Origin of the sequence: Clostridium perfringens ATCC 13124 (assembly GCF_000013285.1) — a bacterium.
In the GTDB taxonomy this organism is placed as follows: domain Bacteria; phylum Bacillota; class Clostridia; order Clostridiales; family Clostridiaceae; genus Sarcina; species Sarcina perfringens.
On record NC_008261.1, the window covers coordinates 1229164 to 1249591 of the forward strand.

Below are 20428 nucleotides of genomic sequence, written 5' to 3' on the forward strand. Positions count from 1 at the left end.
AGATATTATTAGGAGGGGGACAATATGATAAAAAGAAAAAAAGCATTATCACTGATTTTAAGTGGTATTGTATGTTCATCTTTAATACTTACAGGCTGTGGAAATAGCAAAGAAGAGGAAAGTAAGGAAACTGTTAATTTAACTTGGTATGTTATAGGTGATGAGCCAGCTGATAATGACATTGTTGAAGAAGAAGTAAATAAATATTTAAAAGATAAAATAAATGCTACAGTAGATATAAAACATATACCTTTTGGGGATTATACTAAGAAAATGAGTGTTATTAGTAATTCAGGGGAACCTTATGATCTTGCCTTTACATGTTCTTGGGCATTTCCTTATTTAGAATATGCTAGAAAAGGAGCCTTTTTAGAGTTAAATGATTTATTAGATACAGAAGGAGCACCATTAAAGAAAGAAATAAACAAAGAGTTATGGAAGGGTGCAGAGATAGATGGTAAAATATATGCTGTTCCAAATCAAAAAGAAATAGCATTAGCACCTATGTGGGTATTTGATAAAGAGCTTGTTGAAAAGTATAATATTCCTTATGAAAATATACATTCAGTAAACGATTTAGAACCTTGGTTAAAATTAGTAAAAGAAAAAGAACCGGATTTTATTCCATTTTATACTCAAGGAGATTCAATTCCTTTAGACTTTGATGATATAGTAAATCCATTAGGTATATTCTATAATGATAAGAATTTGACAGTAACAAATAAATTTGAATCAAAAGAAATGAAGGATATGTTATTAAAATTAAGAGAATATTATGAAGCTGGATACATAAATCAAGATGCAGCAGTAACTGATATGAAACCAGAAGTAAAAAGATTTGTATGGAAAGCAGATGGACAACCATATGCTGAAAATATATGGGGAAAATCTTTAGGTAGGGAAGTAGTAACTTCATCAATAATACCACCATATATAACTAATAATTCAACAACTGGTGCAATGACTGCAATTTCTGCTAACTCTAAACATCCTAAGAAGGCAATGGAGTTATTGACTTTAGTAAATACTGATACAAATTTAAGAAACTTATTGATGTTTGGAATAGAGGGAAAACATTATGAAAAAATAAATGACAAGCAAATAAAGAAATTTGATGGAAAGAAATATGATGTTGTTAGCTGGGCATATGGAAACTTACTTGGTACTTATGTTTCAGAAAATGACCCTATAGATAAGTGGGAGGCTTTTGAAAAATTCAATAATTCAGCTAAGGTTTCTCCAATATTAGGATTTAAATTTAATTCGGAAAACGTTTCAAATCAAATTTCTGCTATAAATAATGTTTTACAGGAATTTGAAAGAGCATTATATACAGGTTCAATAGATCCTGAAGTTGGACTAAATGATTTAAATAAGAAATTAAATGATTCAGGTATAAATGAAGTTAAAGATGAAATACAAAAACAATTAAATGAATGGAAAGCAAAAAATAATTAGTGTTATTAATAAATAGAGGGCAAGTTTTCACTTACCCTCTTTATCTATTTAATAGTCTTATTTTATTTGTGATGTTTTGGTGAAATTTCAACTGTTATGCTAATACCAATACCTGCTATTATTCCAGTTAATATGTAGTAAGTTAAGTCATTCATTGGTATTACATATAAACCAAGTAGCCCTATTATAAGTAAAAGTAAAAACATACATACCACAAAAAATAGTGGTTTAAATTTAGGGGTTGTAGGAATAATTTTTGCTATTTTATCTGATAACTTTAAACTTTTATTTATAGGTATAAAAATAAAAGTTGCAATTGCTAGTGATAAAATCATTGGAATAAAACTCATTAAAGATTTCATCTTAAGTTCCTCCTTTATTAAAAACTTTCTTAATTTTATAAGTTGATATTAGTATTTTAAGAAGGCCTTATAATTCTTACCTTCATAATAATCACCTCGATTTTTCAAGATATCTAAGTAAAAATATAATTCTTAACAATATAAATTATACCTTATTTATGTTTTAAATTGTTAAATTCTGTACAAGATCATAGTAAATTTTTATATTAATTATATTAATTTTTACAATTTAATGTTAATTTGTATTATTTATTAAAATAAATAAGCAATAGATAAGTGTTATTAATAGAAAAATATTTAATGAATATTAAGGAATATAAAGAAAAAAATAGAATTTTTATAGATAATAAGACTTTGAATAAGTTAATTAAATAATATATACATTTATAAAAATGATTAAATTTAACTTAAAATAAATTTTATGGTATTATTAGTTGCTGGATTAAACTAAGGAGAAATTATATATGAAGAAAAAAATATTATTAATTTTAATTACAGTTTTTCTACTTGCTTTTTTTGTGGGGGGGTGTTCAGGAGAAGATCAATCAAATAATGGGCACAAAGAAACAACTGTTCAATCAGAAAACAATGAATCAACAAAAAATAATTATGAAACTGAAGTTAGTAAAGATAATGCTAAACAGGAGGATTCTGTTAAGGGAGGTAGTGATACTTCTAATAGTAATTTAGAATCAGCTAATGAGAGTTTTAAAGAAGAGAGTAAAAGTTCAATAGTAGCAAATGAAGATTCTGGTAAAGAAGTTCAAAGTAGCTCTAATAAAAATTATAATGAGAAAGTTACTAAAGAACCAACAACTTCAGCACCTAATAAAAATGAATCATCAGATGATTCAGTACCAGTAAAAGAAGAAAGTTCAGATTATGTATATGCAAATGGAGGAAGACACAAAAGTAATAAATATCATAGTACTCCAACAGCACATAGAATGGAAGGTGCTATAAAAATGACTAGACAACAAGCTGAAGCTCAAGGGTATGTAGCTTGTAAAAAGTGCTTTTAATTAGAATATAAATAATTTAATAATAGATAAAATAAAAGTACAGGCTTTTAAGCTTGTACTTTTGTTTAAAGTTTAATCTGTATATACTTAGTGATTAATAAATAATTAAATTTTAAAAGATAAAATACATAAATTTTATATTAATATATTAAGGATTATTTATATTATAAAAGTAATTTTAAATCTCTATATTTTTTTGAGTTTTTTGTTATAGATAATAAATAAAACTATACCTATTAAACATGTTGTAATTTCTGTTATTGTCATGGACCAGATTAATCCATGAAGTCCATAAAAATAATGAAGAGTTATTACTACAGGGATATATAAACATCCTTGACTTATAGCCATTATGCCTGTTGCTATTCCTTCGCCAGATGCTTGGTATATTGTCATAAACAAAGCAGTAAGTCCATTAAATATAGTTGATATTAACATTGCAACTAAGATATATGAACCTATTTGAAGAACAGAGGTATCACTTGAGAAAGCGTGCATAACCTGATTCCTAAATATATATACAATCCCTGCAAATAAAACTGAAATTACAAATATAAATAAAGTAGAATACTTTATACTTTCCTTTAAGCGAGATAGATTTTTATTAGAAAAATTATATGCTATAAGTGGCATTACCCCTAAGACTATACCCATGGTAAAAAACTCTGGAATCTGAACAATTCTAAGTGCTATACCAAAACTTGCAACAACACCTTCTCCATGTTGAATGGAAAAGTTATTTAATAATAAGGTGGTTACAATTAAAAATGCAGATTGAATTAATTCAGATACTCCAATTTTATATATTTCAGTTTGATCTTTTAAACTAAGTTTAAAGAAGTGTAGAAATCCTTTAAGATTTTCACTCTTTGTTTCCAAATACCAAATATAATAAATTGAAGAAGCTATATTTGCTAAAATAATTGATAGAGCAGCTCCATATACATGCATATTTAAGATTAATATAAATAATACATCAAGTATTGTGCTTATAATTACACTTATGAACATTCCATACATAGATTCCTTAGAATCACCTTCTGATCTTACTATTTGTTCAAGAGCAAAATTTAATATGATTGAAAATCCACCAGTAAAAAGTGTAGTTGAATACTGAGTTGTATAACTAAGTGTATTTGCATCTGCACCTAATAATTTAACTATTGGTCCAATTGATAAGAAGGCAATTATTCCTAATAATATTCCAGATATTATACTTGCATAAAATGTATAGCCTGCGACTTTTTTAGCTTTTTCATCTTCATTCTTTGCTACTAATCTTGTTATAAATGTTCCTCCACCTACACCGAACATGTTTCCAAATGCCATTAATACAGTGAATATTGGTAAGCCTAAAGTGATAGCACTAATCATTGCTGTATCATTCATTAAGCCTATAAAATAAGCATTAATTACATTATAAATAGTACCAGCTGACATACCTATCATCATAGGTATAGATAGATGAGCTATAGCTTTTTTTATTGGTTCATCTTTTAAATATTTAATATTTGATTCTGTATTTTCCATAGTGGCCTCCTTTGCATAAATTCAAACTATTAGAAATCTAACTATTAATATAAAAAATAAGTTCTATAATGAATAAATTTTAGCTTAATATGAATTTAAATTTATTTAATATTAGAATATTTATTGTAATATATCTAATAGTTAGAATTCTAATTTATGAATTGATTATATTCTTAAAAAATAAATATGTCAACTTATTTAAATAAAAAAAGTGATGATTATTTATTTAAATCACCACTTTATTTTAAGTTAGTATTAATCTTAGTAAGTATTTTTAGAAAAGTTTCTTTTTCCTCTTCTGTAAGTGAGGAAGTTAAATCCTCTTCAATTTCAAGAAAATTCTTATTGAATGTTTCTATAAGATCTATACCTTTTTTTTCTACATATATGTTCTTTTGTCTTTCATTATTAGAGGGGATTTCTCTTCTGATGTATCCGTTTTTTTCTAAGCCCTTTAGCATACTTGTAATACTTGCTGTAGTTCTTCCAAATACATTTGCTAAGTCCTTTTGTATTAGTCCTTCATCTTGATGTTCATAAATATACTGTATAACTCTACCTTGTTGAGAATTTAATCCTAAATTATTAATCTTTTTATCTGCTGAAAACTTTAATTTTCTAGCAATAGTGCTAACTAAGTTTGTATAAATAGTATTATTATTCATATAATCACCTCATTATTATCATGTTAACAGTTAGAATTTTAATTGTCAAACTTATTACATTTAACAATTATTGAGATTTTATAGCTTTTATTTATAAGAATCTTCTTATATTTGAAAAAATATGAATTTATTTTTATAATTATATTATATAAACAAATATGGAAAAATTTAAATAGAGTTGTTTTAAAGATTTATACTATTAATGAAAAGAGGATTTATAATGGAAAAAACAAAAGAATGTAAGAACTTATTATTAAAAGAAATACTAATGGATTTTTTATTTGTTATCTCTATGGTTGCACTTATATTATTAATTGATGTTGTTTTAGGGCAATTAATAGATATATATATTAAATTAGGTGGAAAATTTATTGGAAGCAATTTAATTAATGAGAGTGTTAGTGTAAGAATTATTTTTGCTAGTATAGTAGGACCCATAATAGAGTCATTTTTAATAATTGGATTAATAAATTTAAGCAAAAAATTTATTAAAAGCAAATTTAAATATTCATTATTAGTTGCACTAATATTTGCTTTATTGCATTACTACAGTCTAATATATATTTTTTGTGTGATACCTAGTGCAATAATAATGGTATTTTCTTATACATATTATAAACCTAAAAAATTATCTCCATTTTGGATTTTAACCTTAATACACATGATAAATAATTTTATAATTACTATGAGTTAAGCTAGAAGTTATATTTTAAATTTACTCTAAGGAGGACAAAATGAAATACAAAATAAGATTTGCAGATAAAGAAGATTACAAGGTGATAAATGAAATTATTAGAGAGGTACATGACTTACATGTTAAAAATAGACCAGATGTGTACAATGAAACTGATAAACCCTTATCAGAAGAGGAATTTAAAGAAATTCTAGAGGATGATAGATACAAGATGTTTTTAGTTCAGGAAAGAGAAAGTAAAGAGGTTGTAGCTTTTAGTCTTATACAAATAGTAGGACCTAGAAACATACCAATACTTACTCCTGTAAAAACTGCCTTAATTGATACTTTTTGTGTTAAGGAAAAGTATCGTAAAAGAGGAATAGGAAAATTTTTATTTCAGCATATTATAAGTTTTGCAAAAAAAGAAGGAGTAAACACATTACAATTAGTTGTCTGGGAATTCAATAAAGGAGCTATTAAATTTTATGAAGCTTTGGGAATGAAAAAAAGAAATATAAGTATGGAATTAGCTTTATAGAAAAATATTACTTTATTACAATAAATAATTAATATGAATTTTAATTAGGACATTAAATAGTTAGTAATCTTTAATGGATAAAAATAAAACAGGGTGCTAAATATTAGCACCTTGTTTCTATTTAGGTTAAAAGTATTTAAGCTCTTCTTCGTATATAATATTTCCATTAGTATCTAAGCCTTTTATATAGTTAGCTTTATTTTTTTCATTATTTGTATGTGAAGTAAGAATAAACATTTTATTTTCATCCAATTCATAATTTGAAATGATTTTATTATTATTGTCCTCTAATACAATATTTTTTATTTGAGGGTCATTTACATAACCGTATATTTTAGCTATAGGTTCAGAGTTTTTTGTAGGCTTTGAAGTATAAGTATTAAAAGTTACTTGCTTAGAGTAGTCTATTGGATATCCAGCTGGATAATTAACTGGATGCCACTTAATTAGCCCTTTTCTAATAACATCTATTGAAAACCAATCTTTATATTTACATAGATATATTTTTTCTTTACCTAAGTCTATAGTTTTAATTATATTTGAAGGGCAATAATAAACTGACTTTTCTGATTGCTCATGTGCTTTTAGAGGAGTGAAGCTTCCAGGGAAAATTATTTTAGAACAAATGAGGATAAGTATTATTGCCAAAAACCATTCTATAATAGCACTATATTTTTTATAAATTTTCATTAGCTTCACCTTCTTTGTTAAGTGGAATTTTTATTTTATTTTGTCTATCATACCAGTCAATTTTAATAATTAAATATTTTACGTCTTCCTTGATCTTTTTATCAAGTAGTATTAATCCTTCTGTTACCCAAAAACTTGTAGAGGAGCTTATAGCTGTTTTTATATATTCTTCTCCATTGTCATCAAATATTCTAAAGATACTTTCTGAGAAAGACCAGCCTAGAGTAGTTCTGACTTGTTTATATCTAATATATGACTCATCTTCAGTATTAATAATTCTTTTTATTATTAAGTAATCATCATCTATTCTTATCTTTTGATTTGGTTCTATTACTTCAGCTTTGCCTTCATTAACAAGTGATCTTATATCTTTAAAATAATATTTGCTTTTAGGTAAGCAAATAAAGCCTATAAAACAAATAGTAATTAAGCAAACTAAAATTATTAATCTTCTTATTACCTTAATTGTATTCTCCCCCTTATTAATTTATTTGTGATTTTATTTTTAAAGTTTAAATTATTATACTTTGTAATTTGCTAATAGTTTTATATTAAAATAAGCAATAAAGTCTTTATATTTTAAAGTGATTCTTCTATTTTGTATTTCATATAGATTTTATTGTATTCACTAAATATGCCTTTAGGCTTTAAATTTTTTAATCAATATATAATTCTATAAAATAGTTTTGTTTTCTAAAATAATATACCATTTTTTCTTTTATATGGGAATTATTTTGTTAAATAAAAGGGATATTTAATAATATATATTTATTTAAAGTATATAAAATTGAAAAGAGATATGTATATTTAAAAAATAATCAATAAAAGTATATTTAAAATATAAGCTTAATTTAGTTGCTTTTGTATAATGTTACAAAATTTCTAAAAATATTGAAAACGTTATTATGAAAGTGTTAATATTAAAATATATTATTAAAATTCAAATAAGAAAGGGGTTTATAAAGTGAATAGCAGTAAAAAGATTAAGTCTATTTCTATGCTGGTTTTATTTACATTCTTGTTTAGTTTTTTACCTCATATGCCAGTAATGGCTGAAGTAGAAAATAATAATACTAAAGCAAATGAAAAGACTTTAGTTAAGAATGAGAGTGAAGCTTTTGCTGTAGTTGTGGGAGATTTTTTAAAAGAAAGTGGTAACGGTTCCGATTGGGATCCAAGAAATATGAATGGAGTGCTGAAAAAGTATAAAAATGGTTTATATGAAGGGGCTTTAAAGTTAAAGGCAGGAAATTATAATTATAAAATTGCCATGAATGGAACTTGGGATGAGAGCTATGGTAATAATGGTCAAAACATAGCTTTGAATTTATCAAAAGATTCAGAGGTAATATTTAGGTTGGATTATAAAAATAAAAAGGTAGATGATTCAATAAATAATCCTGATCAATTTAAAACTAAGGCTATTTTAGCAGGTAATATAAAGGATATAATTGATGGGGCTTCTGATTGGAATCCTGGTAACGATACCGAGAAGCTTGATTATATAGGTGGAGGTATGTATAAAAAGACTTTCCCTATAAAAGAGAGTGCACGAGGAAAAGATATAAGTTTAGAATACAAAGTTTCATATAATGGAGAGTGGAATAATGGTGAAGTAGCAGAAAATGCTAAGGTAGTAATTCCAAAGGGTACTAAAAACATAACTATTCTAAGCAATTATTTAGATAATTATGTTAAGGATTCAATAAATAATCCAAGTCTTTCTAATACAGTTTCCCTAATAGGAACAGTTAGAGAAGGAAATGGAGATTGGGATGTAAATAACAAAAATTTTGAAATGCATAATCTTGATGAAAATAGGGTTTTATATTCTAAGGTAATGAAAAAAGGAACTTATGAGTATAAAGGCCTTGTAAATCATTCTTGGGATAATGGAGGAATACCATCTCAAGGAAATGTTACTTTAAATGTGCCAGAGGACAGAAATGTTATCTTTGTAGCAGATTTAAAAAATAATAAAATATACGATTCAATAAATAACACTAAAGAAATAAATAACACTAAAGAAATAAATGAGGCATTAGGAATAAAAGGTGATGAAAATACAGGTGAAGATAATAATGATGGAAATCAAGGAGAAAGTGAAAACAAGCCAGATTCAGTAAAAAGTCCTGTAGTAAATGAGGATGGAACAGTAACTTTTAGTGCTAAGTTTAATGGTGATAGCTTGTATCTTATAGGATCTATGGTATCTTGGGATACAAGTAAGCAAATTGAAATGAAAAAGGGAGAAGATGGTGTATTTAAAGTAACAATACCTTTAACTGGTGGAGTTTATGAATATAAGTTTAAACCTAATAAGGATAATTGGGATAATTCATTTACAGACCCATCTAATAAGGTCATGGCTAATGGAAATTCAGTATTAAATATGCCAGGTTTAGAAATAGGTGGAGAATCAAGTGTTGAAGTAGGTAGCAATACAAAGTTAGTTGCATATATCTATGACACTGAAGGGAATAAAAAAGAAGCTAATGTTAATTGGTCTTTAGAGGAACCAGTAAGTGGAGTATCTATTAAAGAAAATACTTTAAAAGTTTCTAAGGATGTAGATTCCAGTAAGAAAATAAAGATTAAAGCTACTGATGGAAAATACTCAGTTAGTAAAGAACTTGCTATTTTATCTCAAATGTATACCTATACAATAAATTATTATAGATTTGATGGTAATTATGATAATTGGAATTTATGGTTATGGCAAACAGGTGGAGAAGGAAAAGGTTATGACTTCAATAAAAAAGATGAAGCTGAAAAAGGCTTCACAAGAGCAGTCTATAAATTCCCATCTGATAAATTAAACTTCCTTATTAGAAAAGGAAATTGGGAAGATAAAGATGTTGGACATGATAGAACCATAGAAGTTAAGAATGGAAATAATGTAGAAGTATGGCTAATACAAGGGGATGAAAATATTTATTATGATAAGAAGGATGTAGATACCTCACCTAAATTAATATCTGCCTTAATGGATAGTAAAACAGACCTTTTAGTTACTTCTGCTGGAAATATAGAAGATTCAGAGTTAGATTCTTTCAAATTAATTGATAAGACTGATAATAAGGAAATTAAAACAAGTGCAATTAAAGTATCTGATAATAAAGTTAAATTAACTTTAAAGAAAGGATTCTTTAGTACTCCAGAAATTGATCTAAGTCATGATTATGAAGTTAGCAGTAATAGCTTTAGAGCAACCAAGGTTACTATGAGAAAAATCTTAGATGATCCAGAATATTTCTACAATGGAGATGACTTAGGGGTAACTTACAAAAAAGATTCTTCAACATTTAAATTATGGGCACCAACAGCTAAGGAAGTTAGCTTAGTATTATATGATAATGAGGGAACTTATGATGAAAATGGAAAAGTAACAGATAATACTGGTGGAAGAGAAATTTCTATGAAGAAGGAGAATAAAGGAGTTTGGAGCCTAAAAGTAGATGAAGACTTAGAAGGTAAGTACTATATGTACAAAGTAAGCTTTTCAGATGGAAAAACAAATTATGCTATAGATCCATATGCCAAGGCTGTTTCAGCTAATGGCCAAAGAGGGGCTATAATTGATTTTTCATCTACAAACCCATCAGAATGGGGAAGTGTAAAGAAACCTCCTATGTTAAATCCTACAGATTCAATTTTATACGAAATGCATGTTAGAGATTTTTCAATATCTAAAGATTCAGGAATAAATAATAAAGGTAAATTTGAAGGGATAGCAGAGGAAGGAACAAAGGTTCCAGGAACTGATGTTAAAACAGGAATAGATCATTTAAAAGAGTTAGGTATAACAACAGTTCATTTATTACCATCTTTTGATTATGCTTCAGTTAATGAAATAAGCAATAAGCCTCAATTTAACTGGGGATATGATCCTCAAAACTATAATTCCTTAGAGGGATCATATTCAACAAATGCTGAAGATCCAAAATCAAGAGTAAGAGAATTTAAAGATATGGTACAAACTCTTCACAAAAATGGAATAAGAGTGGTTATGGATGTGGTTTATAATCATACTTATGGAATAGGTCAAAACTCACCTTTTGATCCAGTTGTACCAGGATATTTTTATAGAACTAATGATGAAGGTAAATACACTAATGGATCAGGATGTGGTAATGAAGTTGCAACAGAAAGACCTATGGTTAGAAAATATATAAAAGATTCTGTTAAGTATTTAGCTAAAGAATATGATGTTGATGGATTTAGATTCGATTTAATGGGATTAATAGATACAAAAACTATGAGTGAACTAACAACTGAGTTAAGAAATGAAATTGATCCAAGTTTAATAATATATGGTGAACCATGGCAAGCTGGAGGAAGTGCACTTCCACAAGAACAACAAACTTTAAAGGGAAGCCAAAAAGGTAAGGGCTTTGCCGTATTTAATGATAATTTTAGAAACGCTATAAAAGGTGATAGTGATGGAGCAGGACAAGGATTTGCCACTGGAGCTAGTGGTAAAGAAGGAGCTATAGTAGCTGGGGTTAAAGGATCAGTTGATGATTTTACTGATAGTCCAAGTGAAACAATAAACTATGTAACTGCTCATGATAATTTAAATCTTTGGGATAAGATTATAAAGGCAGCAGGCAAAGAAAAAGCTGCAGGTTTCTTAGAAATGAGAGATGGAGTTTTAACAGGGGAAGATGCTAATAAATATTCTTCAGTTCAAGAGGCAGTTAACAAGAAAGCTAAACCATATAGTGTAATAACAGAGACTAATCCTTTAGATAATGAATATGTAAGAAGAAGTATATTAACAACTGCTATTACAATAACTTCACAAGGAATTCCATTCTTCCAAGCTGGAGATGAATTCTTAAGAAGTAAATATGGAGATCACAATAGCTATAAGAGTCCAGATGCTATAAATAAAATAAACTGGCAAAATAAAGAAAAGTTTAGTGGAGTATTTGATTATTACCAAGGATTAATATCTTTAAGAAAATCACATCCAGCCTTTAGAATGGATACAAAGGCTGCTATTGAAAGTAATTTAGTAGTAACTAAAGCTAATGATAATATAGTTGTATTTCAACTTAAAAACTTTGCTAATGGAGATTCATGGAAGAATATAGTGGTGGCTTATAATGGAAATAATGCTGAGAAGGAAATTTCTCTTCCACATGAAGGCGATTGGAATGTGGTAGTAAATGAACACAAGGCTGGAACAAGTGTCTTAGAATCTCTTAAGGGAGTAAATTCAGTAAAGGTTGCACCTTTATCAGCTAAGGTTCTTTATGATGAAAGTGTAGAAGGAGAAGCACAAACTCCAACATCTATAGATGTTACTCCTTCAAGCTTAAAATTAGATATAGGAGCTTCAAATTTCTTGAAGGCAGTAATTAAAGACCAAAATGGAAGAATAATTCCTAATGCAGAAATAAAATGGAATGTTTCAGATGACTCAGTAATAAAGGTTGATTCAAATAATGGAAAAGTAACTGCTTTAAAAGAAGGAAAGTCAATTATAACTTTAAACTCTGGAAGTTTAACTAAGGACGTAGAAGTAGAGGTTGTTCATCTTGTTCCAAGCTCTTTAGAATTAAATGGTCCAAATCAAGTTTATACAGGGAAGGATATTCAACTTAATGGAATTGTTAAGGATCAATTTGGACAAGTAATCTCAGGGGCAAACATAGAGTGGTTCTCTTCAGATGAAAGCATAGCTAAAGTATCAACTTTAGGAGTGGTTCAAGGAATTAGTGAAGGCAAAGTTAAAATAACAGCTAAGAGTGGAAAGGCTAAGGCTACTAAGGAAATAGAAGTTAAAAAATATACTAAAAAGTATATAGAATTCACTTATGTTAGAGATGATAAAAACTATGATGGATGGAATATTTGGACTTGGCAAACAGGGATAAATGATGGTCAACAAAACTTTACTCAAATAAAAGATGGAAAAGCAATATCTAAGTTTGAAATAGCACCAGATGTAACTCAGGTTGGATTTGTTTTAAGAAAGGGTACTGGATGGGATGAAAAAGATCCATATGAATCAGATAGATATATACAAATAGATCCATCAATGAATGTAACAAAGGTAACTGTTAAGAGTGGAGTGGGAGAGTTCTTCCAAGTTCCAGCTATAAAAAATGCTGAAATACAAGAAGGAAATATTAACTTTAAATATAGGGATGAAGCTTTATATGAAGAGAGTAATCAATCTTCAATAGATAAGGTTCAAGTTAAGGTTACTTCACCAGGAATATTATTTAAGGATACAAAGACTTATGATATGGATTATGATTCACAAAATGAGTTCTTTGCATATTCATTAAAGGATATAAAACCTGGAACTTATGAATATAGTTTCTTAGTTACTAAGGATGGTAAAACAGTTGAAACTGAAAAACAAACAATAGAATATTCTCCATTAAAAATAAATGGAGAGGTTACTTTCAAAAATAATCAGGTTAACTATGATGAAAATGCCCTTGTAAATCTAAAATTAAGTGGAAGTGATGCTAAAAAAGAAAATATAAAAGAAGTTTATATGGACCTTACAAATGTAGGTGGCCCTAATAAGGTGTTAATGGATTTAAATTTATTAAAGGATAATTCATTAAGCCAAAGCATTGGAATAAATGATAATGTAGTAGCTGGAGAAAAAGAAATACCAGTTACAATAGTTGATAAAAATGGTGAAAATCATAAGGCATTAGGAAATTTAACTGTTAAATCAAAGGTTGGAGTTGGACCTTTAGACTTTGGTTTTGATGAATCTAGAATTTACTTTACAGTAACAGATAGATTCTTTAATGGAGATAAGAATAATGATGATCCTCATGGAAATAACTATGATAAGAAGAATCCATATACTTATCATGGAGGAGATTTAAAAGGATTAACAGATAAGATTCCATATTTAAAAGAACTTGGAATAAACACAATTTGGATAACTCCTATTGTTGAGAATACTGATTTTAATCAAATGTTCTCACAAGGGAAAACTCAATACTCATATCATGGTTACTGGGCTAAGGATTTTGAAAAATTAGATCCACATTTAGGAACTATGGATGATTTAAAAACATTAATAGATACAGCACATGATAGTGGAATAAAAATAATGGTTGATGTTGTTTTAAATCATGCTGGCTATGGAATGAAAAATAAAGAGGCTAATAGTGGAGCTAATAACTATCCAACAGAGAAAGATAGAGCTAAGTTTAAAGGTATGTTTAGAGAGAATCCAGGAAATGATTTTATAACTCAAGAGTCAGCAGGACTTCCAGATTTTAAAACAGAGGATCCAGAAGTAAGAGAAAAATTAATAGAGTGGCAAACAGGGTGGATTGAAAGATTAAAGACTGAAAAAGGAAATACTATTGATTATTTTAGAGTTGATACAGTTAAGCATGTTGATAATACAACTTGGAAGGCATTTAAAAATAAATTAACAGAAATAAACCCAAGCTTTAAAACTATTGGTGAATATTTTGGAGCTGATATAAATAACGATGGAGGACAACTTCAAAATGGACAAATGGATGCTTTATTAGACTTTGGTTATAAAGGAAAAGCAAGAGATTTTGTAAATGGAAATATTGAGGGAGCTTCAGCTTATTTAGATGATAGAGCAAGTAAAATAAGCAATATCAATTTAATGGGACAATTCTTAAGTAGTCATGATGAAGATGGATTCTTAAAGACTGTAGGAGATGACTTAGGCAAACAAATGCTTGCTGCTTCTCTTCAAATAACAGATAAGGGTATCCCTGTTATATACTATGGAGAAGAACTTGGAATGTCAGGATGGAATGGCTTTGAACAAGGAGATCAAAATAGATATGATATGGATTTTGAAAGATTAAATGATCCTAAGTATAAAAAGGTTCATGATCATTATGAAAAACTTCTTAATATAAGAAAAGAATACTCTAAGGTATTTTCAAAGGGAAATAGAAAAACTATTGCAGGAAACAATGAAGAAGGGTATTCAGTAGTATTAAGAAGCTATAATGGAAAAGAAATTACGCCTATGAATCTAAGTGAAAATAATGAAGAGAAAAATATTACAAATGGACAAAACCTATTTGTTGTATTAAACACTAAAAATGAAGATAAAGATATAAGTTTTAAAACAAATTTCAAAGAAGGAGATAAGGTTAAAGACTTATATAGTGGAAATGAATATTCAATAGGCAAAGATGGAAATGTAACTGTAAAAGCCCCTTCAAGGGAAGATGGAGGAACTGCTATCTTAGCTCTTAAAAATGATAGTATATCACCTTCAGTTATAAATAATGCTCCAGAAATAAATGCTAAAGATGTTACATTAACAGTTGGGGATAAATTTGATCCAATGGAGGGTGTAACAGCTATGGATAAGGAAGATGGAGATATAACAAAGGATATTAAGGTTATAGAAAATAATGTGGACACAGAAAAGTCTGGAGATTATAAAGTAATTTACAAAGTAACAGATAGTGAAGGGGCATCAAAAACTAAGGAAATTAATGTTAAGGTAAATGAAAAAGAAGCCACTTCTCCAGAAGAAATTAAGGTAACTGGCGTCAAATTAAATAAGAAAGATTTAAACCTTAAAAAAGGTAAAAAATATACTTTAAAGGCTGAAATAAGTCCAAAAGATGCAACAAACAAAGATGTTACTTGGATATCAAGCAATCCAAAGGTTGTATCAGTTGATGAGAATGGAAATATAGAGGCTAAATCATCAGGAGAAGCTGAAATAACAGTAACAACTAAGGATGGTGGATTTAAAGATACATGTAAAGTTAAGGTTAAACACTCAGGTTTCTTACCTAATACTGGCTCAGTGGGCGGAAGAATAGTTATTGTAATAATTGGAGTTATAGCTATTGGAATAGGTGTAGCAATGATTTTTTACAAAAGAAAAGTAATTAGAAGAAATAGGCAGGATAAATAATCATTATAAATTAATCTTAATTTCTTCGATTTAAAGGAAAATTAATAAAAATATCATTAATTGAATAGTAAAATCAATGAAAAAGAGATATCAAAATATATGATATCTCTTTTTATACTCTATATTTTAATTGAATATTAATTTAAAGTGGTTTTCATATAGTATTGTTTAAAGAATTAATCTTATTATTTTTCCACAACTACATTTCCTTTAGAATCTAGTAAAGGGGTTAAACTGCAGCCATTTAGACCTTGAGCTAAAAGATAATTTACTCCAGTTTTTTTATCCACTAAGACAATTATTGTTCCAAAATCTAAGTTTTCTATAAACTTATTTTCAAATCTTTTTTCTTTCTTAGAAAACATATAAAAACTCCTTTTAATATATTTAAATTAATAAGCTTAAAAATAAGGCGTTAATTTTATATAATTTTATTTAAATCTTTTATATATTCTTCAAAATAAGAGCCACATTTTCTTAGCTCACCAAGAACTCTATTTATGCCGTAATCAGATTTATACCAGTTATCCTTAGAAATTCCTTGAGTTTCTACTGGAACAACATAAAATTGTGTATTAGGATATGCTAAAGAGTAAGTAATTAAAGCCCTTCTGGCATGAAAGGCTTGGCAACATAATATAGCACTTTTAACTTCTATATTTAAATCATCTGTAACTTTCCTTGAGAAAAAGGCGTTTTCAGAGGTATTAGTTGATTTATTTTCAACTAAAATGGATTCTAATGGAACATCATTTCTAAATAAAACTTCCTTACAGAATTCCCAATCAGATTCATATTTACCAGCATATTTTTTATTTATTATTTTTTCATTTGGAAATTTTTCTAGTTTACAAGAAAACTTGCCTGAAGGAAGTACATATTTTGCTAATCTTTGTTTATATAATAAACTAGCCTTTTCGCTTACCTCGTATTTGGATGAACCTGGTATAAAGATTAAGTCACAAGGCTTTGGTTCATCACAAACAAAAATAAATTTAGTTATATCATCTAGTATTCTCATTTCATAACCTCTCTAAATTTATAGCCTTAATTTTAAAACTTATGTAATTTAATATAAAAATTATATGTTTAGTTTATAAAGTATAATTAGTTTATTATTTTAAAAATTAGCTTATTGTTACAATATATAAAATTTTATATATTGAAATTAGTTTTAATTAAAGTTTTATATACTTCTCATTATCATTATTTTCTTTTAGTCTAATCATAAATGGGGATAAGGGAACAATAATAATTAGATAAATAATGTAATAAAAAATATCAAAAGAAAATATATATCCTTCTATAAAATAAGGGAATAAGGCTAATAAGGCAATGAATACTTTAGAATTTTTTGTAACCTTGTATTGAGTATTACAATTTTTACATTTGATATACCCACAACCAGCAAATCCCCATAATGCAAGTATTAAATCCGTATATGGAAAGTTTTCTTTGCAATTAGGACAAACTTTCATAAGAGCATCTCCTTAAGTAGTTTATATTAATTAAAGTATCTTAATTTAACATTATTGATTACTTTATTGTCTTTAACTTTAGTTTTATATGATATTTATGTAAGATATACCATATATTATAAATACATTATATACTGTTTTTTTAATTAATTGATAAAATTTAAAGAAATTTAAGTGAATATTTATGGTATTAATTAAAAGTATAGGTTAACATTTGAATAGATTATAAATTAACTTCATAATTGTTTTAATAACTTCAGGATATTATAAAAGTATAGAGAAACATTATTAAAGGAGGGAAGAAATATGGCACTTGGATATTTATTAATATTATATGTATTTATATTAGTACTAAGTATATTAGGAATTTCTTTGCTTTTTTTCTTGAAAAACAGCAAACTAAAAAATGTAGTATTTTATTTTTTAGTTATATGGTCAATTCTTATAGCATACCTTAATGCAACTAGTTTACCAACAAATTATGTAGTGCAACAAATTATATCTTGGTTATTTGGATCTATATCAATAATTGCAATTATTATTAAAGTTAAAAAGACAGGGGAAACAAATATTCCCTATATACTTGTAACAATTTCAGTTTTACTTGGAATATTTATGATGTTTTTTTAATTAGTTGACTATATTTATAGTTAAGGGATAAAAATTTCTTAAAAGAGATAATAAATTAAAATTTATTAGAATAATATGTTTGTAAGTTTTATTTGTTATATTTTAATATATGATTTAGAGAAATTTTTTATAAAATTTTTCTAAAAAAGTAAAACTATTTCCTTATCTATTACGAATAAATAAGTGTAAAGATATTGAAGAGAAAATTATATATAATTTTTGGTTATTAAAGTTTAGGATGAATTTTACTGAAGATGGTGGGGTGAGACGGATTAATGAAAAGAAATTAATAACCCTTGTAAAAAAGAATAATGATAAAAAAGCAGCTGGTGAAATTGTTAAGTTTTATTATAAGGAGATATTTGCTTATGTTTTTAGACAAACCTCTAATGAGGAGTTATCTAAGGATTTAACTCAAGAAATATTTATTTCTATGCTTAAATCCTTAGGGGGATTTGATGATGAAAAGGCTTCCTTTAGGACATGGCTTTATAAAATAGCCAGTAACAAGATAATCGATAATTACAGATCTACATATTATAAATATGTTACTGTTGTAGATGAATTTGAGGAAGGATTAGTAGGATATGAAAATGATTTGGAAGAATCATTTCAGCTTAAGGAGGATGCTAAGGAGATATTAGAGATTATTAATACTTTAAATACAAGCATTCAGCAAATTTTAAGACTAAAGATATTTGGAGGAATGACATTTTTAGAGATTTCTTCTCTAATTGATATGTCAGAATCTACAGTTAAAACTAAATATTATTCAAGTATTAAAAAGATAAAGAAGATATTGGAGGTGAAGAAGAATGAATAGAGAAAAAGAGGAGTTTAATATTGAGAATATAGATTTAGAAATAGAGGTTCCAGAATTAAATTTAGGGGAATTAGATGAAATACTTAATGAGGGGGTTAAACCTAAATTGACATTTTTCGCTTACTTAAGAAATGCTTTTAAAGATTTAGGCTTTAATAATATATTTCATGATAAAACTGAACTAGGAATTATATTACTATCTGGAATATTTGTATTATTTTTTTCAATGACCAGTTTAAATAATAGAGAGGTAGGAAGTTTATATAAATTTATATTTATATCTTCACCAATACTTTATCTTAGTGTGATTTTATTCTCATTTTATAATTCAAAAACAAAGGGTGTTTTTCAGTTAGAAATGACTTGCAAATATAATTTGTATCAACTTTCAGCTTTAAGAATGTTTATATTTAGCCTTGGAAGCATCTTAATAAACACAATAGTTATAGTTTTTATGAGTATATCAAATAAAGATTTAAATGCCTTAAGGCTAATAATATTGTCAGTTACAGGTTTATTTCTATTTTCAACAGTATTTATATATGCACTAATGAGGTTTAAAAGTGTATTTTCAAAGGCTTTTATTATAGTAGGGTGGATTTTAGGAAACTTACTTTTAAGTTTTGGAAATGAGAAGTACTATTTAGAGTTTTTAATGGAAGTTCCAATATATGTTCACATAGTAATTTCTATTGTATGTATATTTCTATATGTTAAGAATTTGAAGGAATTAATAAATTATAGGTATAAAAAAAGGAGAGAAATTTTATGTTAGTTGTTAATAATGTAAGCAAGAAATATGGAAGTTTTTATGCCCTTAAGGATATAAATTTAGAGTTTAATAATGGGGTATATGCTCTTTTAGCTCCTAATGGGGCTGGAAAGACAACTTTAATTAAACTATTAACCACATTAATTTTCCCAACTAGTGGAGAAATACTTTATAAGGGTACAGATATAGTTTCATTAGATGGAGAGTATAGGGATATTATAGGTTATTTACCTCAGGACTTTGGATATTATAGAAATTATACACCAAGAAAGTTTTTGCTATATTTAGCAGCTTTAAAGGGAATAAAAAAGGAAGATGCAGTAGAAAAAGTAAAAGAGGTATTAAAAGTTGTTTCCTTAGAAAATGTTGAGAATAAAAAAATGAAGGGTTTTTCAGGAGGAATGATTCAAAGGGTTGGAATAGCTCAAGCTTTGTTAAATGATCCTAAGATACTAATTTTAGATGAGCCGACAGCAGGGTTAGACCCTAAGGAAAGAGTTAGATTTAGAAATTTACTAAGTGATTTATCAAGAGATAGAATAGTAATAATCTCAACTCATATAGTTTCAGATATTGAGTTTATTTCTAATGAGGTAATTATGATTAAGGATCATAAGATTTTATATAAGGATTCCATAGAAAATATATGTAGCACTTTAGATGGCATGGTTTATGAAACCTCAATGACCTTTGAGGAAAGTAAAGAGTTTAGAAAGAAATATATTTTATTATCAGAAAAGCAAGATAGTGGAATAATGAAAGCTAGGTTCATAAGCCAGGGGAATAATGATGAAAAATGGGTTAGGGTTAATCCTAATATAGAGGATGTATTCCTTTATCAATATAGAGATGAGGAGTTAGAAGGATAAT

At 27.2% G+C, this 20428-nt stretch carries 16 protein-coding genes; 9 read left to right on the forward strand and 7 right to left on the reverse strand.

The window, feature by feature from the left end:
• The first annotated feature begins 24 nt into the window (after positions 1–24).
• Positions 25–1458, forward strand: a complete 1434-nt coding sequence (locus CPF_RS05300; RefSeq protein ID WP_003480817.1) for an ABC transporter substrate-binding protein — start codon at positions 25–27, stop codon at positions 1456–1458.
• Between the two features lie 62 nt (positions 1459–1520).
• Here CPF_RS05300 and CPF_RS05305 read toward each other — a convergent pair whose 3' ends face one another.
• A complete protein-coding gene (locus tag CPF_RS05305) occupies positions 1521–1820 on the reverse strand; it encodes a hypothetical protein (protein WP_003460376.1) in 300 nt (99 codons plus the stop codon).
• Positions 1821–2284: 464 nt separating this feature from the next.
• Here CPF_RS05305 and CPF_RS05310 point away from each other — a divergent pair, with 464 nt between their 5' ends.
• Entirely contained in the window at positions 2285–2842 is a 558-nt protein-coding gene (locus CPF_RS05310; protein ID WP_003460380.1) for a hypothetical protein, read from the forward strand.
• A gap of 186 nt (positions 2843–3028) precedes the next feature.
• Here the strand turns inward: CPF_RS05310 and CPF_RS05315 are convergent, their stop codons facing one another.
• Together CPF_RS05315 and CPF_RS05320 are read right to left on the reverse strand one after the other, a co-directional pair.
• Positions 3029–4372, reverse strand: coding sequence for an MATE family efflux transporter (locus CPF_RS05315; RefSeq protein ID WP_003480819.1), 1344 nt, complete (start codon positions 4370–4372; stop codon positions 3029–3031).
• A 239-nt stretch (positions 4373–4611) separates the two neighbouring features.
• Positions 4612–5037: a MarR family winged helix-turn-helix transcriptional regulator gene (locus CPF_RS05320; RefSeq protein ID WP_003456311.1), complete on the reverse strand. Its 426-nt coding sequence runs from the start codon at positions 5035–5037 to the stop codon at positions 4612–4614.
• A gap of 220 nt (positions 5038–5257) precedes the next feature.
• Here CPF_RS05320 and CPF_RS05325 point away from each other — a divergent pair, with 220 nt between their 5' ends.
• Together CPF_RS05325 and CPF_RS05330 are read left to right on the forward strand one after the other, a co-directional pair.
• Positions 5258–5731, forward strand: a complete 474-nt coding sequence (locus tag CPF_RS05325) for a CPBP family glutamic-type intramembrane protease (protein ID WP_003480821.1) — start codon at positions 5258–5260, stop codon at positions 5729–5731.
• 40 nt (positions 5732–5771) lie between these two features.
• Positions 5772–6251: a GNAT family N-acetyltransferase gene (locus CPF_RS05330; protein WP_003451929.1), complete on the forward strand. Its 480-nt coding sequence runs from the start codon at positions 5772–5774 to the stop codon at positions 6249–6251.
• A 126-nt stretch (positions 6252–6377) separates the two neighbouring features.
• On the opposite strand, the gene CPF_RS05335 is transcribed toward CPF_RS05330, so the two are convergent.
• Positions 6378–6941: a hypothetical protein gene (locus CPF_RS05335; RefSeq protein ID WP_011590555.1), complete on the reverse strand. Its 564-nt coding sequence runs from the start codon at positions 6939–6941 to the stop codon at positions 6378–6380.
• A gap of 964 nt (positions 6942–7905) precedes the next feature.
• On the opposite strand from CPF_RS05335, the gene pulA reads away from it, so the two are divergent.
• Entirely contained in the window at positions 7906–15855 is a 7950-nt protein-coding gene (gene pulA / locus CPF_RS05340; protein ID WP_041702645.1) for a type I pullulanase, read from the forward strand.
• A gap of 185 nt (positions 15856–16040) precedes the next feature.
• Here the strand turns inward: pulA and CPF_RS05345 are convergent, their stop codons facing one another.
• The 3 genes from CPF_RS05345 to CPF_RS05355 all read right to left on the reverse strand — a co-directional run bounded on the left by CPF_RS05345 (position 16041) and on the right by CPF_RS05355 (position 17333).
• Positions 16041–16220, reverse strand: coding sequence for a DUF6440 family protein (locus CPF_RS05345; protein WP_011590557.1), 180 nt, complete (start codon positions 16218–16220; stop codon positions 16041–16043).
• 56 nt (positions 16221–16276) lie between these two features.
• A complete protein-coding gene (locus CPF_RS05350; RefSeq protein WP_003477519.1) occupies positions 16277–16876 on the reverse strand; it encodes a YdcF family protein in 600 nt (199 codons plus the stop codon).
• 157 nt (positions 16877–17033) lie between these two features.
• Complete coding sequence (locus CPF_RS05355; protein WP_011590558.1) at positions 17034–17333, reverse strand: TIGR04104 family putative zinc finger protein; 300 nt, start codon at positions 17331–17333, stop codon at positions 17034–17036.
• 306 nt (positions 17334–17639) lie between these two features.
• On the opposite strand from CPF_RS05355, the gene CPF_RS05360 reads away from it, so the two are divergent.
• The 4 genes from CPF_RS05360 (at position 17640) to CPF_RS05375 (ending at position 20427) form a co-directional block, all read left to right on the forward strand.
• A complete protein-coding gene (locus tag CPF_RS05360) occupies positions 17640–17963 on the forward strand; it encodes a hypothetical protein (protein WP_041702646.1) in 324 nt (107 codons plus the stop codon).
• A gap of 238 nt (positions 17964–18201) precedes the next feature.
• Positions 18202–18786 (forward strand): RNA polymerase sigma factor, encoded by a 585-nt coding sequence (locus CPF_RS05365; protein ID WP_004457096.1) that lies wholly within the window; start codon positions 18202–18204, stop codon positions 18784–18786.
• Positions 18779–19561, forward strand: a complete 783-nt coding sequence (locus tag CPF_RS05370; RefSeq protein ID WP_011590560.1) for a membrane protein — start codon at positions 18779–18781, stop codon at positions 19559–19561. Before CPF_RS05365 ends, CPF_RS05370 begins: the two co-directional genes overlap by 8 nt.
• Positions 19555–20427, forward strand: coding sequence for an ATP-binding cassette domain-containing protein (locus CPF_RS05375; RefSeq protein WP_011590561.1), 873 nt, complete (start codon positions 19555–19557; stop codon positions 20425–20427). The genes CPF_RS05370 and CPF_RS05375 overlap by 7 nt, the downstream gene beginning before the upstream one ends.
• Position 20428: the final 1 nt, after the last annotated feature.